This window comes from Parapedobacter koreensis (assembly GCF_900109365.1).
GTDB classification, from domain to species: Bacteria; Bacteroidota; Bacteroidia; order Sphingobacteriales; family Sphingobacteriaceae; genus Parapedobacter; species Parapedobacter koreensis.
The window spans coordinates 178,891-196,761 of the sequence record NZ_FNZR01000011.1 but is presented as its reverse complement, the minus strand read 5'-3'; the positions used below and the strand labels follow the sequence as shown (position 1 = coordinate 196,761).

17 protein-coding genes are annotated in these 17,871 nt (G+C 51.7%); 11 read left to right on the top strand and 6 right to left on the bottom strand.

Features of this window, described 5'->3' with window-relative positions; translation table 11 throughout:
* Window positions 1-88: 88 nt before the first annotated feature.
* The 7 genes from BMW65_RS21430 (at window position 89) to BMW65_RS21400 (ending at window position 7,654) form a co-directional block, all read left to right on the top strand.
* Window positions 89-1,252, top strand: coding sequence for an alpha-hydroxy acid oxidase (locus BMW65_RS21430; RefSeq protein WP_090608773.1), 1,164 nt, complete (start codon window positions 89-91; stop codon window positions 1,250-1,252).
* A gap of 119 nt (window positions 1,253-1,371) precedes the next feature.
* Window positions 1,372-3,306: a glycoside hydrolase family 97 protein gene (locus BMW65_RS21425; RefSeq protein ID WP_090608771.1), complete on the top strand. Its 1,935-nt coding sequence runs from the start codon at window positions 1,372-1,374 to the stop codon at window positions 3,304-3,306.
* A 265-nt stretch (window positions 3,307-3,571) separates the two neighbouring features.
* The gene (locus tag BMW65_RS21420; RefSeq protein ID WP_090608769.1) at window positions 3,572-4,357 is read left to right on the top strand and encodes a beta-carotene 15,15'-monooxygenase; all 786 of its coding nucleotides are present in this window, start codon (window positions 3,572-3,574) and stop codon (window positions 4,355-4,357) included.
* Window positions 4,358-4,391: 34 nt separating this feature from the next.
* The gene (locus tag BMW65_RS21415; protein ID WP_394332228.1) at window positions 4,392-5,573 is read left to right on the top strand and encodes a 1-deoxy-D-xylulose-5-phosphate reductoisomerase; all 1,182 of its coding nucleotides are present in this window, start codon (window positions 4,392-4,394) and stop codon (window positions 5,571-5,573) included.
* 6 nt (window positions 5,574-5,579) lie between these two features.
* On the top strand, window positions 5,580-6,911 hold the full coding sequence (gene rseP, locus BMW65_RS21410; protein WP_090608766.1) for an RIP metalloprotease RseP: 1,332 nt from the start codon (window positions 5,580-5,582) through the stop codon (window positions 6,909-6,911).
* Window positions 6,912-6,978: 67 nt separating this feature from the next.
* Window positions 6,979-7,455 carry a Dabb family protein gene (locus BMW65_RS21405; protein ID WP_090608764.1) on the top strand — a complete coding sequence of 159 codons (477 nt, stop codon included), beginning with the start codon at window positions 6,979-6,981 and terminating at the stop codon, window positions 7,453-7,455.
* 4 nt (window positions 7,456-7,459) lie between these two features.
* Complete coding sequence (locus BMW65_RS21400; protein WP_090608763.1) at window positions 7,460-7,654, top strand: YwbE family protein; 195 nt, start codon at window positions 7,460-7,462, stop codon at window positions 7,652-7,654.
* Window positions 7,655-7,670: 16 nt separating this feature from the next.
* Here the strand turns inward: BMW65_RS21400 and hypD are convergent, their stop codons facing one another.
* From hypD to BMW65_RS21370, 6 genes are read right to left on the bottom strand one after another with little or no spacing between them, the layout of a single operon-like run.
* Window positions 7,671-8,750, bottom strand: a complete 1,080-nt coding sequence (gene hypD, locus BMW65_RS21395; protein ID WP_090608761.1) for a hydrogenase formation protein HypD — start codon at window positions 8,748-8,750, stop codon at window positions 7,671-7,673.
* Window positions 8,747-11,011 carry a carbamoyltransferase HypF gene (gene hypF, locus BMW65_RS21390; protein WP_090608759.1) on the bottom strand — a complete coding sequence of 755 codons (2,265 nt, stop codon included), beginning with the start codon at window positions 11,009-11,011 and terminating at the stop codon, window positions 8,747-8,749. Before hypF ends, hypD begins: the two co-directional genes overlap by 4 nt.
* A gap of 2 nt (window positions 11,012-11,013) precedes the next feature.
* Complete coding sequence (locus tag BMW65_RS21385; RefSeq protein WP_090608757.1) at window positions 11,014-11,550, bottom strand: hydrogenase maturation protease; 537 nt, start codon at window positions 11,548-11,550, stop codon at window positions 11,014-11,016.
* Window positions 11,528-12,301: a Ni/Fe-hydrogenase, b-type cytochrome subunit gene (gene cybH / locus BMW65_RS21380; RefSeq protein ID WP_090608755.1), complete on the bottom strand. Its 774-nt coding sequence runs from the start codon at window positions 12,299-12,301 to the stop codon at window positions 11,528-11,530. Before cybH ends, BMW65_RS21385 begins: the two co-directional genes overlap by 23 nt.
* Window positions 12,298-14,034 carry a nickel-dependent hydrogenase large subunit gene (locus tag BMW65_RS21375; protein WP_090608753.1) on the bottom strand — a complete coding sequence of 579 codons (1,737 nt, stop codon included), beginning with the start codon at window positions 14,032-14,034 and terminating at the stop codon, window positions 12,298-12,300. The genes cybH and BMW65_RS21375 overlap by 4 nt, the downstream gene beginning before the upstream one ends.
* 34 nt (window positions 14,035-14,068) lie before the next feature.
* Window positions 14,069-15,244: a hydrogenase small subunit gene (locus tag BMW65_RS21370; protein WP_090608751.1), complete on the bottom strand. Its 1,176-nt coding sequence runs from the start codon at window positions 15,242-15,244 to the stop codon at window positions 14,069-14,071.
* Window positions 15,245-15,425: 181 nt separating this feature from the next.
* Between BMW65_RS21370 and BMW65_RS21365 the strand changes: the two genes are divergently transcribed.
* Genes BMW65_RS21365 through hypE form a run of 4 tightly spaced genes read left to right on the top strand, consistent with a single transcriptional unit; the run spans window position 15,426 to window position 17,857 of the window.
* Window positions 15,426-15,767, top strand: coding sequence for a hydrogenase maturation nickel metallochaperone HypA/HybF (locus BMW65_RS21365; RefSeq protein ID WP_177181251.1), 342 nt, complete (start codon window positions 15,426-15,428; stop codon window positions 15,765-15,767).
* A gap of 11 nt (window positions 15,768-15,778) precedes the next feature.
* Window positions 15,779-16,588: a hydrogenase nickel incorporation protein HypB gene (gene hypB / locus BMW65_RS21360; protein WP_090608747.1), complete on the top strand. Its 810-nt coding sequence runs from the start codon at window positions 15,779-15,781 to the stop codon at window positions 16,586-16,588.
* Between the two features lie 2 nt (window positions 16,589-16,590).
* A complete protein-coding gene (locus BMW65_RS21355; RefSeq protein WP_090608745.1) occupies window positions 16,591-16,851 on the top strand; it encodes a HypC/HybG/HupF family hydrogenase formation chaperone in 261 nt (86 codons plus the stop codon).
* Window positions 16,838-17,857: a hydrogenase expression/formation protein HypE gene (gene hypE, locus BMW65_RS21350; RefSeq protein ID WP_090608743.1), complete on the top strand. Its 1,020-nt coding sequence runs from the start codon at window positions 16,838-16,840 to the stop codon at window positions 17,855-17,857. The genes BMW65_RS21355 and hypE overlap by 14 nt, the downstream gene beginning before the upstream one ends.
* The last annotated feature ends 14 nt before the right edge of the window (window positions 17,858-17,871 follow it).

The window sequence follows — 17,871 nt, the reverse complement described above, 5'->3', positions numbered from 1 at the left end:
GGGACTACGTATGTCTCGACCCCAGAGAGAAAAATGTAAACTGCTCCGAAAAAAAAGTGGCCTGAAAACTTGTAATTCATTAGAGTATATGAAAGAAAATTTATTGCAATACGATACCGCATACCCCTCCATCGCCGATTTACGAAAAGGAGCAAGGAAGCGTATGCCAAAGTTCGCTTTCGATTACCTCGAAGGCGGGTGTAACGAAGAGGTCAACCTCAGGCGGAACATGAGTGACTTTACGGATATTTGTTTAATGCCGCACTACTTGCGGAAACACCAGGGCGTCGATATGCGTACCAAGTTGTTTGGCCATCAATACGACGCACCGTTTGGCATTGCCCCCATTGGGCTTCAGGGAATGATGTGGCCCAAGGCTCCGGAAATATTGGCCAAGGCAGCGGCCAAGCATAATATTCCGTATATCCTGAGCACGGTTTCCACAAGCAGCATTGAGCGGATAGCCGAACTGTCCGATGGGAAAGCTTGGTTTCAACTGTACCATCCTGCGGAGCAAAGCCTACGCGACGCCATCCTTGCGAGGCTTAGCGCGGTGCAATGCCCGGTATTGGTGGTATTGGTGGATGTGCCTTCGTTTGGCTTGCGTTATCGGGAGATAAAGAGCGGACTATCCATGCCTCCCAAGGTGAACCTGCGTAATTTCTTCCAAGCAGCGGCACATCCGGCATGGTCTTACGAGACACTTCGCGCGGGCATTCCCGAATTTGCCACGTTGAAACCATACATGTCCGCAGGCTTCAATATTAAAAAGCTGGGCAAGTTCATGAATGCTACATTCATCGGGCGGGTTGACGCCGATAAGGTGGGCAGTATACGCGACAAGTGGAAGGGCAAGCTGGTATTGAAAGGCGTAGTGAGCGAAGAAGACATGGAAAAGGCAATCGGTTTGGGGGTGGATGGCGTCATCGTATCAAACCATGGCGGGAGGCAGATAGATGCCGGGGAATCTTCCATCGCTTCGCTGAAACGGCTTGCGAAAGGATATGGCGATAGCATCACCATCATGCTGGACGGCGGGTTAAGATCCGGTCCCGATGTGGCCAGGGCAATGGCGTGCGGTGCGCATTTTGCTTTTATGGGACGCCCGTTTATGTATGGCGTGGGCGCACTTGGCCGGAAGGGCGGGGAGCATACGATCGCCTTGCTGAAAACCCAACTCAAACAAGTGATGGAACAGGTGTGTTGCGAGAAAATTGCGGATTTTCCGTCAACGGTGATTTCAACACCGTAGCGCTTTCGTATAAAAATCCATTATATGGGTCGTATTATCCATGTTCCCTACACTGTACATGATATAAATTAGCTTGGTATAACATAACCAGTTTAAAAGCTCAATTATCAAGTTACAAAATGAAAACTCAGTTTATTGATCAATCCCTGATTTTAGCTATCCTTGGCGTACTTTTTTTATTTACCAGTTGTAATGTAGCAAATGAATCTCCGTATGTTGAATCGAAAGATGGTTTAAATAAAATTACATTGTCGCTAAATGAGGATGGAGCGCTGTTTTATAACGTAACCCGAAGAGATAGCATACTCATTTCAGATTCTCCGCTTGGGCTAAATTTTGAAGATCAGGATTTCACATCGGGATTAACCATCGCTGAAATTTCGCCCATTGAGGAACGAAGGGAAAAATACAGTTTAAAGGTGGGTAATTTTAAAGATATCGATCATGTTTTTGAAGGTAGGAGTATAACGTTTAAAAATAGCCAAGGCGCATTAATGATACTTGATTTAGTAGCCGGGGAAGAGGGTGTCGCTTTTCGGTATCGATTCCCGGATGAAGACAACGAAACACGGATAGTACAGGATGAAATTACAGGATTCCAGATTGACCAACATGCAAAAGGTTGGTTACAGCCGTATAACAGTGCGGGTAAATATACCCCCGGTTATGAAGACTTTTACTTTAATGTCAATTCGGGAGACACGATTCGTGAGCCGCGTAATCCTTCCGTTGGCTGGTGTATGCCGGCACTTTTTCATGTAAATGATGAAAAAAACTGGATTCTTATTGCTGAATCAGGAAATGACGGTTCTTTTCCGGGGTGTCATTTACAGCCAAATTCAGAAGGAGGACTTTATAAGATTGCATTTGCTAAAGCGGACGAGAAATATACACTCCCTTTAGCTGAAGAAGAACATGCTTATCCGGAATCAAGCCTTCCTTGGACCATGCCCTGGAGGGTTATTATCATTGGCGAACAAGCCGGAGACATCTTATTATCGACCTTAATCACGGATTTGGCACCTGCATCTAACATTGAAGATACGTCGTGGATTGAATCGGGAAAAGCCTCCTGGTCATGGTGGTCACATCCAGATGATCATTCACCGGAAATTTATAATGAATTTACGGATCTTGCAGACTCATTTGGCTTTGAGTATACACTTTTTGATGCGGGCTGGGAAAGAGCGAACAGGGAAGGAGGGATTATTGATAATGCTGTCGCTAAAGGGATTAAACCCATGGTTTGGGGATATTCATCGGAATATTTTGATCCGGAAAAACGGAAAAAACGATTCGAAGAACTGGCCGATATGGGCATTAAAGGTGTTAAAATAGATTTTTGGTGCTCAGACAGGCAAGAGGTCATGGCAGCCTTACAATCGGTTTTCGAGGATGCAGCTAACGAACACCTGATGATAAACCTCCATGGAGCTACCGTTCCAAGGGGTTGGCATAGAACCTGGCCGAATTTTATGACGGCAGAAGCCGTATTAGGAACTGAAAGTTATTTTTATGAACCGAGATTTCCTGATAAAGCTGCCGAACAGAATACCGTATTACCTTTCACAAGAAATGTGGCAGGCCCTACTGATTATACACCGTTTGCACTGACCGTTAGAAAATTTCCTCGTGTAAATACTGCCGTTCATGAACTTGCTACGGCCATGATCTACACGTCCGGAATCATTCATTTTGCGGATTCAAAAGAGGTGTTTGATTCCCTCCCTGTTGAGGTTCAGGGTTTATTAAAAGACATGCCTGCTACCTGGGATAAAACCGAAAGTATTGTGGCCGAACCGGGTGAGTCAATCGTTCTTTTCCGCCAAAACGGCCCGCTTGCTTATATTGTCGGCATAAATGGTACGAACAGCGAACTGCCCGTTAAACTGGATCTTGCAAAATACGGAAAAGGTTTTTCCGACTTTAGCATCATTACGGAAGGAGAAAACCCATTGATGGAATTTAAAACAGCCACTTCTCCGATAACCCCTGATTGGTCGTATACCTTAGCTCCAAAAGGAGGGTTTATCATTCAGTTTGTTAATGAATAAACTCATTAAACGGAGGAGGCCAAAGATAAACCGCGTTACTACAAAGGAAGCCGTCTGAAATGACGGTTTCGTTTTTTCAATGGCAAGCCGATCGGCGTAGCGGCGGTCTACAACAAAATACCTATTTATAGTGATTTTTCCATAAACCGCAAAACGATATCTTTGACGCTCACGACAATAGATAAGCCCTGCGGGCAGCGGGTGCTTATTTTTTTAAAATAACAAAACTTTATGTCACCTTTGCGTTGATAATTGGCCAATTCCGATGATTCAGTTTTTAAAAGATAGTACTTTTGCGGTAAATGAGGTAATCAACAGGTCTTGGAACCTGCTTCGGCAGCATTATTTTTCCATTGCAGGCTTGTGTTTCCTGTTGTTTCTCACCTCCAACACATCGGGTATCCTTGCATTCTATTTCAGTGAGGTAAGCACGTTCCTGAGCGTGTTCATGGCCTTCCTCTTCGTAATTTTGTATTTCGGTGCACAGCTTACCTTATTCAAATATATTTTTACACTTATTGACAAACGGGAAAAAGTAAGTGTAGCAGACACCATACCCAGCACGAGGGAATTGCTCTATTTTTTTACGAGCATGTTCAGCATTTCGCTGGTTGCATTGGTGCTATACCTCATTATCTCTGTCGTTGCATTTCCGTTGGTGTACGCCCGTATACCGGTTTCGTTGATGGTCAACATCGCAAGGGGCATTGCAGCCATCGTGATCTTCATTTTTTTACTCCGGGTGGCCTTTTATCCCTTTTTTATCATTGAGCGCCATTCAGGGCCATTTCGCTCCCTTCGCCTCAGTTTTGCGCTCACCAGGGGAAATGTTACTAAACTATTGCTGATCTTAGCATTTTTTGCCATTTTGCACCTCTTATATTTGTATTTCAATTATGCAGGTTATCCGATGGTGTCCACGGCATTGAGTTTGATAAATTCCTTTCTGGTCGGTCCGCTTTCGAGCGTCGTTATCGCAGTGGCTTACCGCAGCATGATGGCCGACTACCGGGGCGGGGATGACCCGGCGTTGATGAAAAACATACTGTGAGTCGGGGTAGTAAGTATCAGTTAGTAAGAATATTTTGAAGAAACGAATAGCTTTATTAGGTGCCACAGGTAGTATAGGGACGCAGGTGTTGGAAGTGGTACGGGCCTATCCTGAACGATTCGATATACAGGTGCTCGCAGCGGGCACGAATGCCGATCTGCTCGTTCGCCAAGCCTTGGAGTTCCATCCGCAGGTGGTAGTCATTGCCGACAAAACCAAATATCGCGAAGTGAAAAACGCATTGTCCGGTACATCCACAACGGTGCTGGCGGGTGATGCTGCCTTTGAAGAAGCGGTGCAATATCCCGACGTAGATTTGGTGGTGAGCGCCATGATGGGGGCTGCTGGGCTGCGACCTACGGTAGCAGCTATCAAAGCCGGCAAAGACATTGCACTGGCCAATAAGGAAACGTTGGTCGTGGCTGGCCAGTTGGTGATGGATTTGGTGCGTCAATACGGTGTGAAGCTGCTGCCCGTTGATTCTGAGCACTCGGCTATTTTCCAATGTATTGTGGGCGAGAGCGGCAATTCCATTGAGAAAATTTACCTTACCGCGTCCGGAGGGCCATTTAGGGGTAAAAGCCGTGAATACCTGGCTTCGGTCGGCCAAGAGCAGGCGCTTCGCCATCCCAATTGGGTGATGGGGGCCAAAATCACCATAGACTCTGCTACGCTGATGAACAAAGGTCTGGAGGTCATTGAGGCAAAATGGCTGTTCGGCTTGCAGGCACGACAAATTGACGTGGTGGTGCATCCGCAATCCATTGTCCATTCCATGGTGCAATTTGCTGACGGCAGTATCAAGGCGCAGCTCGGTCTGCCGGATATGAAACTGCCTATCCAATATGCACTTACCTATCCCGATAGGGTAGAAAACAGCTTCAGGCGCTTCAATTTCATGGATTTTCCGGAGCTGACCTTCGAACGGCCCGACACCGGTGTCTTCCGCAATTTGGGGCTGGCCTACCAAGCCATGGAAACCGGGGGCAATATGCCCTGCATACTCAACGCTGCCAATGAAGTGGTGGTGGCAGCATTTTTGAAAGGCAATGTAGGGTTCCTGCAGATGAGCGATATCATCGAAGAGACGATGCAATTGGCAGAACACCGGATAGCAGCAGCATTGGATGATTATGTTGAGGCTGACCGGAAGAGCCGTGAAATCGCGATGGGATTAGTAACAAAAACTAAGAATTTATATCATATAGCAAAGTAAAATTAAATGGGTGTATTGGTAATGATTGGGCAAGTGTTGTTAGGCTTGTCCATATTGGTTGTGCTGCATGAGTTTGGTCACTTTCTGGCAGCTCGTGCATTTGGTATTAAGGTTGAAAAATTTTATTTGTTCTTTGATGCATGGGGCATCAAATTATTTAAATTCACGTATAAAGATGTCGAATACGGCATCGGCTGGCTGCCGCTGGGCGGATATGTCAAGATTGCCGGCATGATTGACGAATCGATGGACACGGAGCAGCTAAAGGGCGAACCGCAACCTTGGGAATTTCGATCCAAACCAGCTTGGCAGCGTCTCATCGTGATGCTGGGCGGGATCATCGTCAATATTATCCTCGGGATATTTATCTTTTGGATGCTGACATTTAAATACGGTGAAACATATGTAGACAACACCAAACTGGCCAATGGCGTTACCCCCGGCATCATCGGCAAAAAAATCGGGCTGCAACCCGGTGACCGCATCACGGAAATCGATGGGCAGCCCGTGCTTCGGTTTGATGAATTGCTGGGGTCAAAAGTATTGATGGGCAATACATCGCTAACGGTAGAGCGGGGAAGCCAGACGCTGACCATCGCTGTGCCCGGAGACATTTTGAACGATGTGGCGGACTATGATCGCAATGAGTTTGTCGGCCTCCGTTCGCGTACAATGGCCGTGGATTCGGTGGTTGCCGGCAGTGCCGCTGAAAAGGCGGGAATTCTCACCGGCGATAGTATTCTGGCCATCAACGGCCAGCCCACGCCATTCTGGGATCAGGTACGCGAAGCCATCAGCGGCAATGCTGGTAAGGAGGTGTCGCTGGCCCTACTCCGCAGCGGTGGTGATACCACGTTGATCCAAGCCGCCGTACCGGAAGACGGCGCGTTGGGGTTTGTCATCAATCCCGATACTGATTTCCCTTCGGTGACCACCCACTATGGATTCTTTCAATCATTGCCCATCGGCGCTTCGAAGGCATGGACGATGTTTATCGACAATGCCAAAGGTATCGGAAAAATTGCCAAAGGGGAGCTGCGGGCAGACAAAGCCATTTCCGGTCCCGTCGCCATCGCCACGATGTTTGGTTCGGAAGTCAATTGGCTCAAGTTCTGGACGTTGGTGGGCTTGCTGTCCATGGCATTGGCATTGATGAATCTGTTGCCCATCCCAGCATTGGATGGCGGGCATGTGTTGTTTTTGCTCATTGAAATGATTCAGGGCAAGCCGTTGAGCGATAAGTTTCTCGAAAAAGCGCAGATTGCAGGGTTTTTCATCCTCTTGGCGCTGATGGTCTTTGTCTTTGGCAATGACATTATGAAAATAGTGAATAAATAACGAATGGCTGATTGAACGTAGATGACACCGATAACATCCACGTTCAATCAATAAACTACATAACATTATGGAAAGACGTCATTTCATCAAACAAGCCGGAGCGGCGGTTGCCTTGGCCGGTGTGGGCGGCGGTGTGTTGGCCGCATGCAGCCCACCTGCCTCCAATCAAGAAAACAGTCAAACCAGTGAAACCCAAGAAAAACCAGTAACCATGCAAAACAACGAAGTAATTACGCACTACGTGCTTTTTTGGCTCAATGATGGCCTATCCGAACAAGAAATCAGTGATTTTGCCGGATTTTTTGAAGAATTGAAGACCATCCCCAATATCAAATCCCTGCATTATGGACGGGCAGCCGCTACCCATCCGCGCGAAGTGGTAGACAACAGCTTTACCTACAACCTGCTGGTATTTTTTGACTCGATGGATGAAATCAACGTATACGAAACACATCCTATCCACCTCGGCGCCATTGAAAAGTACTCCAAATTCTGGAACAAGGTGGTCGTGCACGATTCCGTGCTGAAACAGGCGGTTGTTTGAGGTAATGGACGGACAATACCGCAAGGACATCTACCCGGGATTGGAGGTAGCCATCATCCTCAAGAAAGATCAGCGTACAGGGAAACGTACGGAGGGGATAGTGAAAGATATCCTTACGTCGGCTGCCTTCCATTCACGAGGTATCAAAGTGCGGCTCGAAGACGGGCAAATCGGTCGTGTGGCTGAAATTTTGGATTAAACAAACCCGCAATCATTTAGCGGTAGTTGTAATATGCCGCACAGGCCCCCTCGGAGGAAACCATCGGTGCGCCCAGTGGATTCGCAGGGATGCAGGCCTTGCCGTAGGCCGGGCACTCAAAGGGTTTTTTATAACCTTTGAGGATGTCTCCAGCGATGCAGGCAGAAGGTCTGTTAGCATAGCGATTGGCCAGCATGAAGATGCGGCTGGCATCGAAGGCACGATAGGTATCCTTGATGACCAAGCCGCTGTCCGGTATGTGACCGATGCCCCGCCATTCCTGTGATCCCACTTCAAACACCTCGTACATCACTTCCTTGGCCCGTTTATTCCCTTCTTCCCTGACCGCACGCGTGTATTGGTTTTCCACTTCATATTGGCCCGATTCGAGCTGCAAAACGGTGTGGTAGATGGCGCGTAGTAAATCCACGGGTTCAAATCCGGCAACCACGATAGGTACGCGGTATTTTGCAGCCAAGGGGTGATATTCGCCAAGCCCCATGATGGCACAGACGTGGCCGGCACCAAGGAAACCATCGATGCTACAAAACGGGTCGTCTAAAATAGCTTCCATGGCTGGGGGCACCAGTACATGGGATGCGAGCAAGGCGAAATTGCTGACACCCAATTTTTTAGCATACAAAATAGCCAGCGCATTGCTCGGTGCCGTGGTTTCAAATCCCACCGCAAAAAATACCACCTGTTTGGCCGGATTTGCGGCGGCGATGTGTACAGCCTCCAGCGGCGAATATAAGATGCGCACGTCGCCTCCCCGGGCCTTGGCCTGTAACAGGCTCATCCGGTTGCCGGGTACGCGCACCATATCGCCAAACGAGCAGAGGATGACATCCGGCAATAGTGACAGCTGTACGGCCTGGTCGATCAGTGACATCGGTGTCACACAGACGGGGCAGCCGGGCCCATGGATCATGACCACGTTTTCGGGCAGCAACCCCAGCATCCCGTTTTTGACCAGCGAATGGGTTTGCCCGCCGCATACTTCCATGATTTTCCAGGGATGCAGGGCCGCACGATGGATCTTGGCAAGGTAGTCCTTTACCAGTGCAGGATTTCGGTACTCAGTAAGGTATTTCATGATGCAACGTGTAAATAGTGGCTCAGCTGCCCGAATGAAATGTTTTCATCGTTGGGCGAGAGACTGTGGTGAAAGTTCAACGAGAAAGCTTCGCTCAGGTGGGCCGTAATTAAATCAACCAGCAATGCATTTTGGAAACTGCCACCGCTGAAGGCCAGCTGACGGCATTGATGGCTACGGGCTATCTTGCCGATGCAGCACACCAGCGTGTAGTGGAAGTTGAGCGCGATTTTGCCGCTGGCTACCCGTGTGCGTGCGGCCTCCATGATGGTAAGAAACAACTTGCTCACGGCGACCACCCCACCCGGGGTCTCGCCTTCCAGGTAATCCACCAGGTCAACATGGGGATGTTCTTGATAAAAGTCTGCTGCTTCTTTTTCCAGCCATAGGGCAGCTTCCCCCTCAAAAGTGTTGGGTCGGTGGAAGCCCAGTACGAAGGCCACAGCATCAAATAAACGGCCCATGGATGTTGTTTTCAGCCGTGCGGCGTGTACGGCAGCGGAATAGCTTTGCCACTCGTTGGCTGTGAAGTGGGGGTAGAGTAGCGGACTGCAACCGCTGGCTGACAATGCTGAAATCTTGGGGTACTGCGCCATGCGGTCGCCCAAGATCCAGGGATATGCTTGCAGGTGGCCTACCCGTTTTATCAGATGTGCCGAATACGTGAAAAATTCACCTCCCCACATGGTATGCGGGTCGCCAAATCCTATCCCATCCCAGATGACACCAAGGACCCTATCCGCGGAGTCCCATAGGTCATGCTCCTGCAATACCGCCGCAAAATGGGCCTCATGGTGCGGTATTTCAATGATCCTCGCTTCCGGAAATTGGTGGATGGCCTGCCGGCTTTCAAACAGTGGGTGTTTGTCGCACAGCACCACTTCCGGTTGGAAGTCCATGATGTGCTGGTAGCTGTCAATCGTGTTCAGGTAACGGCGGTACGTATCGTAATGGCCGAGGTCGCCGATGTATTCACTGGTATAACAACAGTGGTTCGGGACGATGGTGATGGTATTTTTTAGGTCACTGCCCAGGCAAAGGATTTTTTGCCCACCGAGACCAGCCATCCCGTAGGGTATCGGGCTATCGGGAGCCATGCCCCGTGCCCGCCGCAGGATAATCCGTGTAGCCGTCTCCCGCGAGAATCGAACCACTGAATCATCCTGGGGATGCTGTATAGTCAGTGAGTGGTGGAGGAAGTAATCGGCCACCGGCCGCAACTGCCGTTCCGCTTCAGCCTCATCGGCACATAGCGGCGCACCATGCAGGTTACCGCTGGTCGCCACCAGCGGTCGTTGTGCTAGCTGGGCAATCAGCAATAGGATTCCCGAGTAGGGGAGCATGGCGCCAATGGTATCCATGCCAGGCGCGACGGCGTAGGTGGCCAAATCCCGTTTATCTTTTACCGGAAGCACCACGATGGGGGCGGCAGGCGAACGCAAGGCTTCCGCTTCCATCGGCCTTATATGAAGGTAGGCTCCCAACTGGCGCAGATCGTTAAACAGCACGGCAAAAGGCTTGGTAGGACGGTGTTTACGGTCGCGCAACCGTTGTACGGCAGCGGGGTTGGTGGCGTCGCAGAGCAAAAGGTACCCCGCTGTGTTTTTTACCGCGGCGATGGCGCCTTCCCGTAGCTTCAACGCCAGCAAGGAAAATACCGGTTCATAGTCCCCAGCCACCACCTTGCCCCGTTTGTCTTTGAGTACGATGGCAATACCGCATGCGGGGCATGTGCTCGTTTGGGCATGCTGGCGCCTGTCGCCAGGGGTCGTATACTCGGCAAGGCAGTCGGGACATAGGGCATAGTCTGCCATGCTGGTGTTTTCCCGCTCAAACGGAAACCGCTGAGTGATCGCATAGCGGGGTCCGCACTGTGTACAGGCGGTAAACGGATAGAAATACCGCCGGTTGGTCTTGTCCACGATTTCGGCCGCGCAGCTTTCGCACAGTGCAAAATCGGGTGTCAGCGGGGTGTCCACGCGGACCGTAGCCGGTGCCTGAACGATACGGAATCCCTCTGCAGTCCACTCATCAGGCGTTTGGTGGCTATGTAGGGCAGTTATCTCGGCCATCGGCGGCTTCTCCAACGGGATTCGCCGGATGAACTCCTCGATGACCTCTCCGTTTCCCTTCACGCGGATGGTTACGCCTGTACCATCGTTCCATACGCCTCCCGCCAAGCCCAACTGCCTTGCCAGCTGGTCGATGAAAGGCCTGAAGCCCACACCCTGTACCCGTCCCGCTATGCAAATTTCCATCATCTTCAGTCTGTTGATACACCATGGGCCGCCAACGGCCGTGCCGCCAGTTGTGAGGTCAATTCCTGGATCCGGGCCTTTACTACCGGAATGGCTGTCTCCACGGCAGGCGAAAGTGCCATATCCATGGGTTTCATCCGGTCGATGGATATGGTAAACAGGTAGATCTCCGGCATCCTGCCAAATAGCGACAGGATGTCGACCATATCCTTCAACCCAAAATTGTGGCCGCTCAATGCCACCGGGAAATCATCGGAAAAGCGGGGCTGTAACAGCGATACCGTCCCTGCGGGCTGGCCATCTTGCGTCGCATCCACCAGGATGGCCACGGCGTGGCTTTCCAGGTAGGGGACAAGCAAGAAACCGCCCGTACCGCCGTCAAGTATGGTGATGTTGGACGGGAAATCCTGCGGCTGCAGGCTGTTGACGAAGTGCACGCCCACGCCCTCATCACCCATCAAGTAGTTGCCCAGCCCAAGGATGAGCATGTCATTGCCCTGCGAATATTGCAGATCCTTCTTATGCGGGAAGCTCGTCAGCATTGCTTGTTTGCGTTAGTGTTATCTTTCGTTGTCCAGCCTTTTTCTCAGGACTTGGTTGCTTTTCTTCCTGCACATCCGTATCCACAAACTTATAGCCGCTTATCATGGAGGAAGTCTCACCCTTGCCTTCCAGCCAGTCGTGATACAGCACGAGGTATACATGCACCACGATAAACAGGATAAACGCCCAACTGGCAAAGTGGTGCACCAAGCGCACGTTGGATTCGCTGCCCAATAGGGTGACGACCCAGCCAAACAGCTTGGGTAAAAACCACGAAGCGTTCGGGGCATACAATGCAAATCCCGTCGCAACCATCACCAAGGCCAGCAGGAATAGGGCGAGGTAGGAAAATGCCGCCACATTGTTGTGTCCGACGCTTTCTTTGTACGTGCCGTTCTTAGCGTGCCGCTGCAATAAGATGTCATACTTCACCACTTGCCACATCTTCAAGAGGTTTTGTCTGGAAAAAGGCAGGAATACCCGCCATGAGCCATATTTATTGGCCCACAATGACCAATACAGCCGGAATGCCATGAGCGCAATCAGCCCATATGCAGCGATGAAATGGATCATCCGGATATAGCCAAACCAGAATTGCTGTGCCGCCTCCTGATCGCTCATCACGGCAGGCGGATAGGCGATGAGCAAACCCGTAACGATCAGCACGGAAATACATAGCGCATTGGCCCAATGGAAAATGCGCACCGGCAGTTCCCATACATAAGCTCGTTTTAATGCTGGAGTTTTCATAAACACACCGATATATCGTTGATTTCCTTGATAATACTTCCACTTTCATCATACAGGTGAACCGCACAGGCGATACACGGGTCAAACGAGTGGATGGTACGGATGATTTCCAGGGGCAGCTCCGGATCGGCCACGGGCGTCCCCAGCAACGTACTTTCATAGGGCGACCGTTCACCTTTCGGATCACGGGGCGATGCGTTCCACGTAGACGGCACCACCTGCTGGTAGTTGGCCACCTTTTTGTCCTTGATGACAATCCAGTGGCTCAGGCCTCCGCGGGGCGCTTCCAGCATGCCCACTCCCTTGGCCTCCGCTGGCCACGTGGTGGGGCTCCATTTTTCCATGTTGGCCATGCGGGTATCCCCATCGCGTATATTGTCCATCAGCTTGTCGTAAAACTCCAGGTTCCAGTCGGCCACCAATTGCGTTTCCAGCGCACGCGCGGCCGTGCGGCCCAACGTGGAAAACAGCGCCGTCAGGGGCAGATTTAGGTGGGCCAATGCTTTATCGACCACTTCCTTGAATTCCGGCTTGCCCAACGCATAGCCCATGAGCACCCGCGATAGCGGGCCTACCTCCATGGGTTGTCCTTTCCACCGTGGTGTCTTGATGAAGCTGTATTTCTGTGAGACATCGAGGTAATCATACGGCGGCTTCGGACCGGTATAGTTGATGAGCGTTTCGCCTTCCCAAGGCTGCCTGCCTGCATTGCCGTCGCCCGTGTAGTCGTACCACGAATTATTCACATATTCCGCCACCGTATCCACATGGGTGAAATCCAGGTCATGCACACGCGAAAGATCCCGGTTGAGGATAACCCCGGGGGGCATCTTGAAGGTATTCAGGCGATCGGGATTGTGGTACCCCATCATTGGGTAGTCGCCGAACGCCATGAAATTGTGGAAACCGCCGATGTGTGCCCAATCCTTATAGAAGCCAGCGATGGCCAATACATCGGGGATGTATACCTGCTCCACAAATTCCTTACCCTGCACGAGCAACTGCTTCACGAAGGCCAGCCGCTCGGCATTCAGTCCGCTGGCATCATCCATGTTGATGGCGCAGGCCATGCCGCCCACGAGAAAATTGGGGTGGGGGTTCTTCCCACCGAAGATGGCATGTATCTTCACGATTTCCTTCTGCCACTCCAGCGCCTCCAGGTAATGGGCGGTAGCCATCAGATTGGCCTCCGGCGGTAGTTTCATCGCCGGATGGCCCCAATAACCGTTGGCGAAGATGCCCAACTGGCCACTGTCGACAAACTTCTTCAGCCTGCGTTGCAAATCCGAGAAGTATCCCGGTGAGCTTTTGGGCCAGTGGGAGATGGACTGTGCCAGTTGGGACGTCTTCACCGGGTCGGCAGATAAGCCATTGACCACATCTACCCAGTCAAACGCATGCAGGTGGTAGAAGTGTACCACATGGTCATGCAGGTACAGGGAACCCAGCATCAGGTTGCGTACCAGCTCTGCGTTGGGCGGTATGGTAATGTCCAGGGCATCCTCCACCGCCCGGATGGACGTGATGGCGTGCGAGGCCGTGCATACACCGCAGGTGCGCTGCACGAATGCCCATACGTCTTTGGGGTTCCTGCCCTTTACGATGTTTTCGAGGCCCCTTACCATTGTGGAAGAGAGGAAAGCCTCTTTGATGGTGCCGTCGCTGATTTCCACTTCAGCGCGCAAATGCCCTTCGATCCGTGTGATGGGATCCACTACAATCCGTTCTGCCATGATCAGGTTTGTTTATGTTACGTTATTCGTTTAGTTAGTCTTCCAGTTCTTTCTCGATGTCAATGCCGTTTTCCTTCATGGCCTTCAGTTCCTTTTTCTTGGTGATATTGGCCGCGACGACGTGGGCTGCGATGCCTCCGGCCACGGCGCCCAGCGCTACCTTACCGATGGTATCGGCCGTGGCTTCGATGCCACCCGGGGCCTGTATGCTTTGGTCGCGTGTGTAGAAGCTGCCCGCATCCCAGAAGTCATTGGCACTGCAACCGATGCAACCATGGCCCGATTGGATGGGAAAGCTCACGCCACCATTCCACCGCATGTTGCCGCAGGCATTGTACGTGCTTGGCCCCTTGCAGCCCAGTTTATACAGGCAATAGCCCTTTTTGGCATTTTCGTCGTCGAATTTCTCGGCAAACAAACCTGCATCGAAGTACGGCCTGCGGTAGCAACTGTCATGTACCCGTTTGGAGTAGAAGGCCTTGGGACGCCCGGCATTGTCGAGCTGCGGAAGACGCCCCATCGATACAAGGTGCACAATGACACCCGCCATGACTTCCCCGATAGGTGGGCATCCCGGTACGTTGACGATTGTTTTGTCCGTGATGACCTTGTGGATGGGCACGGCGTTGGTGGGGTTGGGTTTTGCCGCCTGCACGCAACCCGTGGTGGCACAGCTGCCCCACGCGATGATTGCCTTGGCACCCGCGGCCGATTCCTTTAGGATATCGATGGCACTGCGGCCACCGATGCAGCAATAATTGCCATTATCGCCCAACGGCACCGAGCCTTCCACGCAAAGGATGTAATTGCCCCAATGTTTTTCCATGGTTGCATGCTTGGCAGCCTCCGCCTGGTGGCCCGAAGCCGCCATCAATGTGAGCGTGTAGTCCAGTGATACTTTATCCAGGATAATATCTGCCACAATGGGGTGGTCCGATCGGATAAACGATTCGCTGCAGCACGTGCATTCCTGAAAGTGCTCCCAGATGATGGGCAGCCGGGGAGTCGTCTCCAGCGCACGGGCCACCCTTCCAATGGCCGTGTTTTCCAATCCCATGAAGGCCGTCATGAACGTGGCAAACTTCAGAAAATCGCGCCGCGAATACCCGCCGCGCCTGATGCTTTCATAATAGGTTTCACCTGCGTTTTCATCGCCTTTTGCGAAATCACTATCAAAGCAGGTGTCATTGGTTTCTTGTGTCGTTAGCATGTCAAACGTAGTTAATTGTTGTCAATCCAGTTAGTAGTTGCCGCTGATAGGTGTGAATCTGTTGGGTAAAGGTAGCGCGGGGTAGCTTCGTCACGGTTGATGACTGTCAACGTATTTTATGATTTGCGTCAGGTTATCTTTTTGGCCATTTCCACAGTTTTGTCCAAAGAAAGGTTTAGCCATGCATGAACTATCCATTGCCTTGTCCATCGTGAAGACCGCAACGTCGGCCGTGGAAGAAGTGCAGGGCGCAAGTGTGACGGACATCTACCTGGAGGTAGGCAAGCTTTCGGGCGTGGAGCTCGGTGCGCTGCGGTTTGTGTGGCAGCCCTGTGTCAACGGCACGGTGTTGGAGCACGCGCGGCTCACGGTATCCACGCCCGGAGGCAAAGCCGAGTGCCTGGAATGCGAACAAGCCTTTGCGATAGCGCAGCATTATGATGCCTGCCCGTATTGTGGCAGCCCGTTTAAGCGCATCGTGAGCGGTAAGGAATTAAAGATAAAAAAATTGGTTATCACTTAAAACGAACAACTATGTGTGTCACTTGCGGTTGCAGCTCCACGGAGGGCGGCGTACAAATTTCGGTCATGGGCGAAGCGGAAAAGCATCACCACCACGGCGATGGCCACCACCATCACCATGACCACAATCATGACCACCACCACGGTCATCATCACCCACCATTGGCCAGCCAGGAAGTCGCGCTGGAAGCGGATATCCTACAACAAAACAACCGGATGGCCGAGCGCAACCGGGGTTACCTGGAAGCACTGGACGTATTTGCCATCAACCTGGTCAGCTCACCCGGATCCGGGAAGACATCGTTATTGGAGCGTACCATTGCCGATTTGCAGGGTATACTCACCTTCCAGGTTATCGAGGGTGACCAACAGACCACCAACGATGCCGAGCGGATCCACCGCCTGGGCGTGCCCGCCATCCAAATCAATACGGGTAAGGGATGCCACCTCGATAGTGAGATGGTCGCTGCTGCCATCAAGCAACTCCACCTCCAACCTCATTCATTGTTGATGATTGAAAATGTGGGCAACCTGGTGTGTCCGGCTATGTTTGACCTCGGGGAGTCCAAGCGCGCCGTCATCATCTCGGTGACGGAAGGGGAAGACAAGCCCCTGAAATACCCCGATATGTTCCACAGCGCGCAGCTTTGCCTCATCAATAAGATCGATCTCTTGCCCCATCTCCAGTTTGATATGGAGCAACTGAAGGCGAATGCGCGGAAGGTAAATCCCTACATCCGGTTTTTTGAGGTTTCGGCTACAACGGGTGAAGGGCTGGAAGCCTGGTACAATTATTTGAAAGATGCATTAAAACAAGTATAACCATGTGTTTGGCAATACCCGGTAAACTGGCCGCGATTACCTCCCAGTTAGATGATGTATTCCGCATTGGCCGTGTGTCCTTCGAGGGCATCACGAAAGATGTCAACCTTGCCCTCGTGCCGGACGCCCGGGTGGGTGATTATGTGCTGGTGCACGTCGGGGCGGCCATCAGTATCATCAATGCCGAGGAGGCGGCGAGGACCATGGATGCCCTCAGGCTAATGGGCGAGGATCTCAACCTGGAAAGCGATGCAGACGAATAATCAAACTTCCGGCATTATCGACCTGCAATATGGCGGCGGCGGCGAGCAGATGAACAAATTGCTTGACGACGTGGTGTTCCATTACCTGCGCAATGACATCCTGAATGTGCGCCATGATGGGGCCTTCTTGGATCTGGAGGGTAGGCTGGCTTTTTCGACCGATAGCTACGTCGTCTCGCCGCTGTTCTTTAAGGGCGGCAACATTGGCGATTTGGCAGTGAATGGCACGGTGAATGACCTCGCCATGTGCGGGGCAGTTCCCCGGTACCTGTCGTTGGCCTTTATTATTGAAGAGGGCTTTGCCATGCAGCGGTTTGTCGATATCGTCAAATCCATTCGCATGGCAGCGTCGCATGCGGGCGTGCAGGTGGTCACCGGCGATACCAAGGTTGTGGAACATGGCAAAGGCGACGGCATTTACATCAATACCTCCGGCATCGGCACCCTGCATGCACGGGCGGCCATCGGCATCGACAATATCCGGGAGGGCGACGCAGTGCTGGTCAACGCCAGCATCGCCACACACGGCATGGCCATCATGTCCGAACGCGAAGGCCTCCAGTTCGGAAGCGACATCGTCAGCGATACCGCCCCGCTCAACCATACCGTATTGACACTGATGGAGCGTTTCGGCGGTGGCATCCGCTTTCTGCGGGACGCTACGCGGGGTGGATTGGCCTCCATCCTTCATGAAATCGCCACTGCGGGCTGCTTTGGGATAGATCTGGTAGAAGAGCGGCTTCCGGTGCTATCGGACGTGCGCAATGCTTGCGAACTGCTGGGGCTTGATCCGGTATATGTGGCCAATGAAGGCGTATTTATCTGCGTGGTGCCGGATTCCATCCGGGAGGCCGTACTGGAAACCTTACGTATCGAAGATCCCGCGGCGGCCCACATCGGTACGATCACGACCGATCATCCCGGGAAGATTATTTCCGCAAGCGCCTTTGGGGGCAGGCATGTGGTACATCCCCTTGTGGGGGAGCAACTGCCAAGAATTTGTTGATGCACTATTTTTAA

Bases quoted from the DNA above. Each gene is read 5' to 3' on its own strand.
- BMW65_RS21385 (WP_090608757.1), bottom strand. From the start codon at position 11,550: ATGCTGACGAGCTTCCCGCATAAGAAGGATCTGCAATATTCGCAGGGC.
- BMW65_RS21365 (WP_177181251.1), top strand. From the start codon at position 15,426: ATGCATGAACTATCCATTGCCTTGTCCATCGTGAAGACCGCAACGTCG.
- hypF (WP_090608759.1), bottom strand. From the start codon at position 11,011: ATGATGGAAATTTGCATAGCGGGACGGGTACAGGGTGTGGGCTTCAGG.
- BMW65_RS21400 (WP_090608763.1), top strand. From the start codon at position 7,460: ATGGACGGACAATACCGCAAGGACATCTACCCGGGATTGGAGGTAGCC.
- BMW65_RS21425 (WP_090608771.1), top strand. From the start codon at position 1,372: ATGAAAACTCAGTTTATTGATCAATCCCTGATTTTAGCTATCCTTGGC.
- rseP (WP_090608766.1), top strand. From the start codon at position 5,580: ATGGGTGTATTGGTAATGATTGGGCAAGTGTTGTTAGGCTTGTCCATA.
- cybH (WP_090608755.1), bottom strand. From the start codon at position 12,301: ATGAAAACTCCAGCATTAAAACGAGCTTATGTATGGGAACTGCCGGTG.
- BMW65_RS21430 (WP_090608773.1), top strand. From the start codon at position 89: ATGAAAGAAAATTTATTGCAATACGATACCGCATACCCCTCCATCGCC.
- BMW65_RS21420 (WP_090608769.1), top strand. From the start codon at position 3,572: ATGATTCAGTTTTTAAAAGATAGTACTTTTGCGGTAAATGAGGTAATC.
- BMW65_RS21370 (WP_090608751.1), bottom strand. From the start codon at position 15,244: ATGCTAACGACACAAGAAACCAATGACACCTGCTTTGATAGTGATTTC.
- hypE (WP_090608743.1), top strand. From the start codon at position 16,838: ATGCAGACGAATAATCAAACTTCCGGCATTATCGACCTGCAATATGGC.
- BMW65_RS21355 (WP_090608745.1), top strand. From the start codon at position 16,591: ATGTGTTTGGCAATACCCGGTAAACTGGCCGCGATTACCTCCCAGTTA.
- BMW65_RS21405 (WP_090608764.1), top strand. From the start codon at position 6,979: ATGGAAAGACGTCATTTCATCAAACAAGCCGGAGCGGCGGTTGCCTTG.
- hypD (WP_090608761.1), bottom strand. From the start codon at position 8,750: ATGAAATACCTTACTGAGTACCGAAATCCTGCACTGGTAAAGGACTAC.
- hypB (WP_090608747.1), top strand. From the start codon at position 15,779: ATGTGTGTCACTTGCGGTTGCAGCTCCACGGAGGGCGGCGTACAAATT.
- BMW65_RS21375 (WP_090608753.1), bottom strand. From the start codon at position 14,034: ATGGCAGAACGGATTGTAGTGGATCCCATCACACGGATCGAAGGGCAT.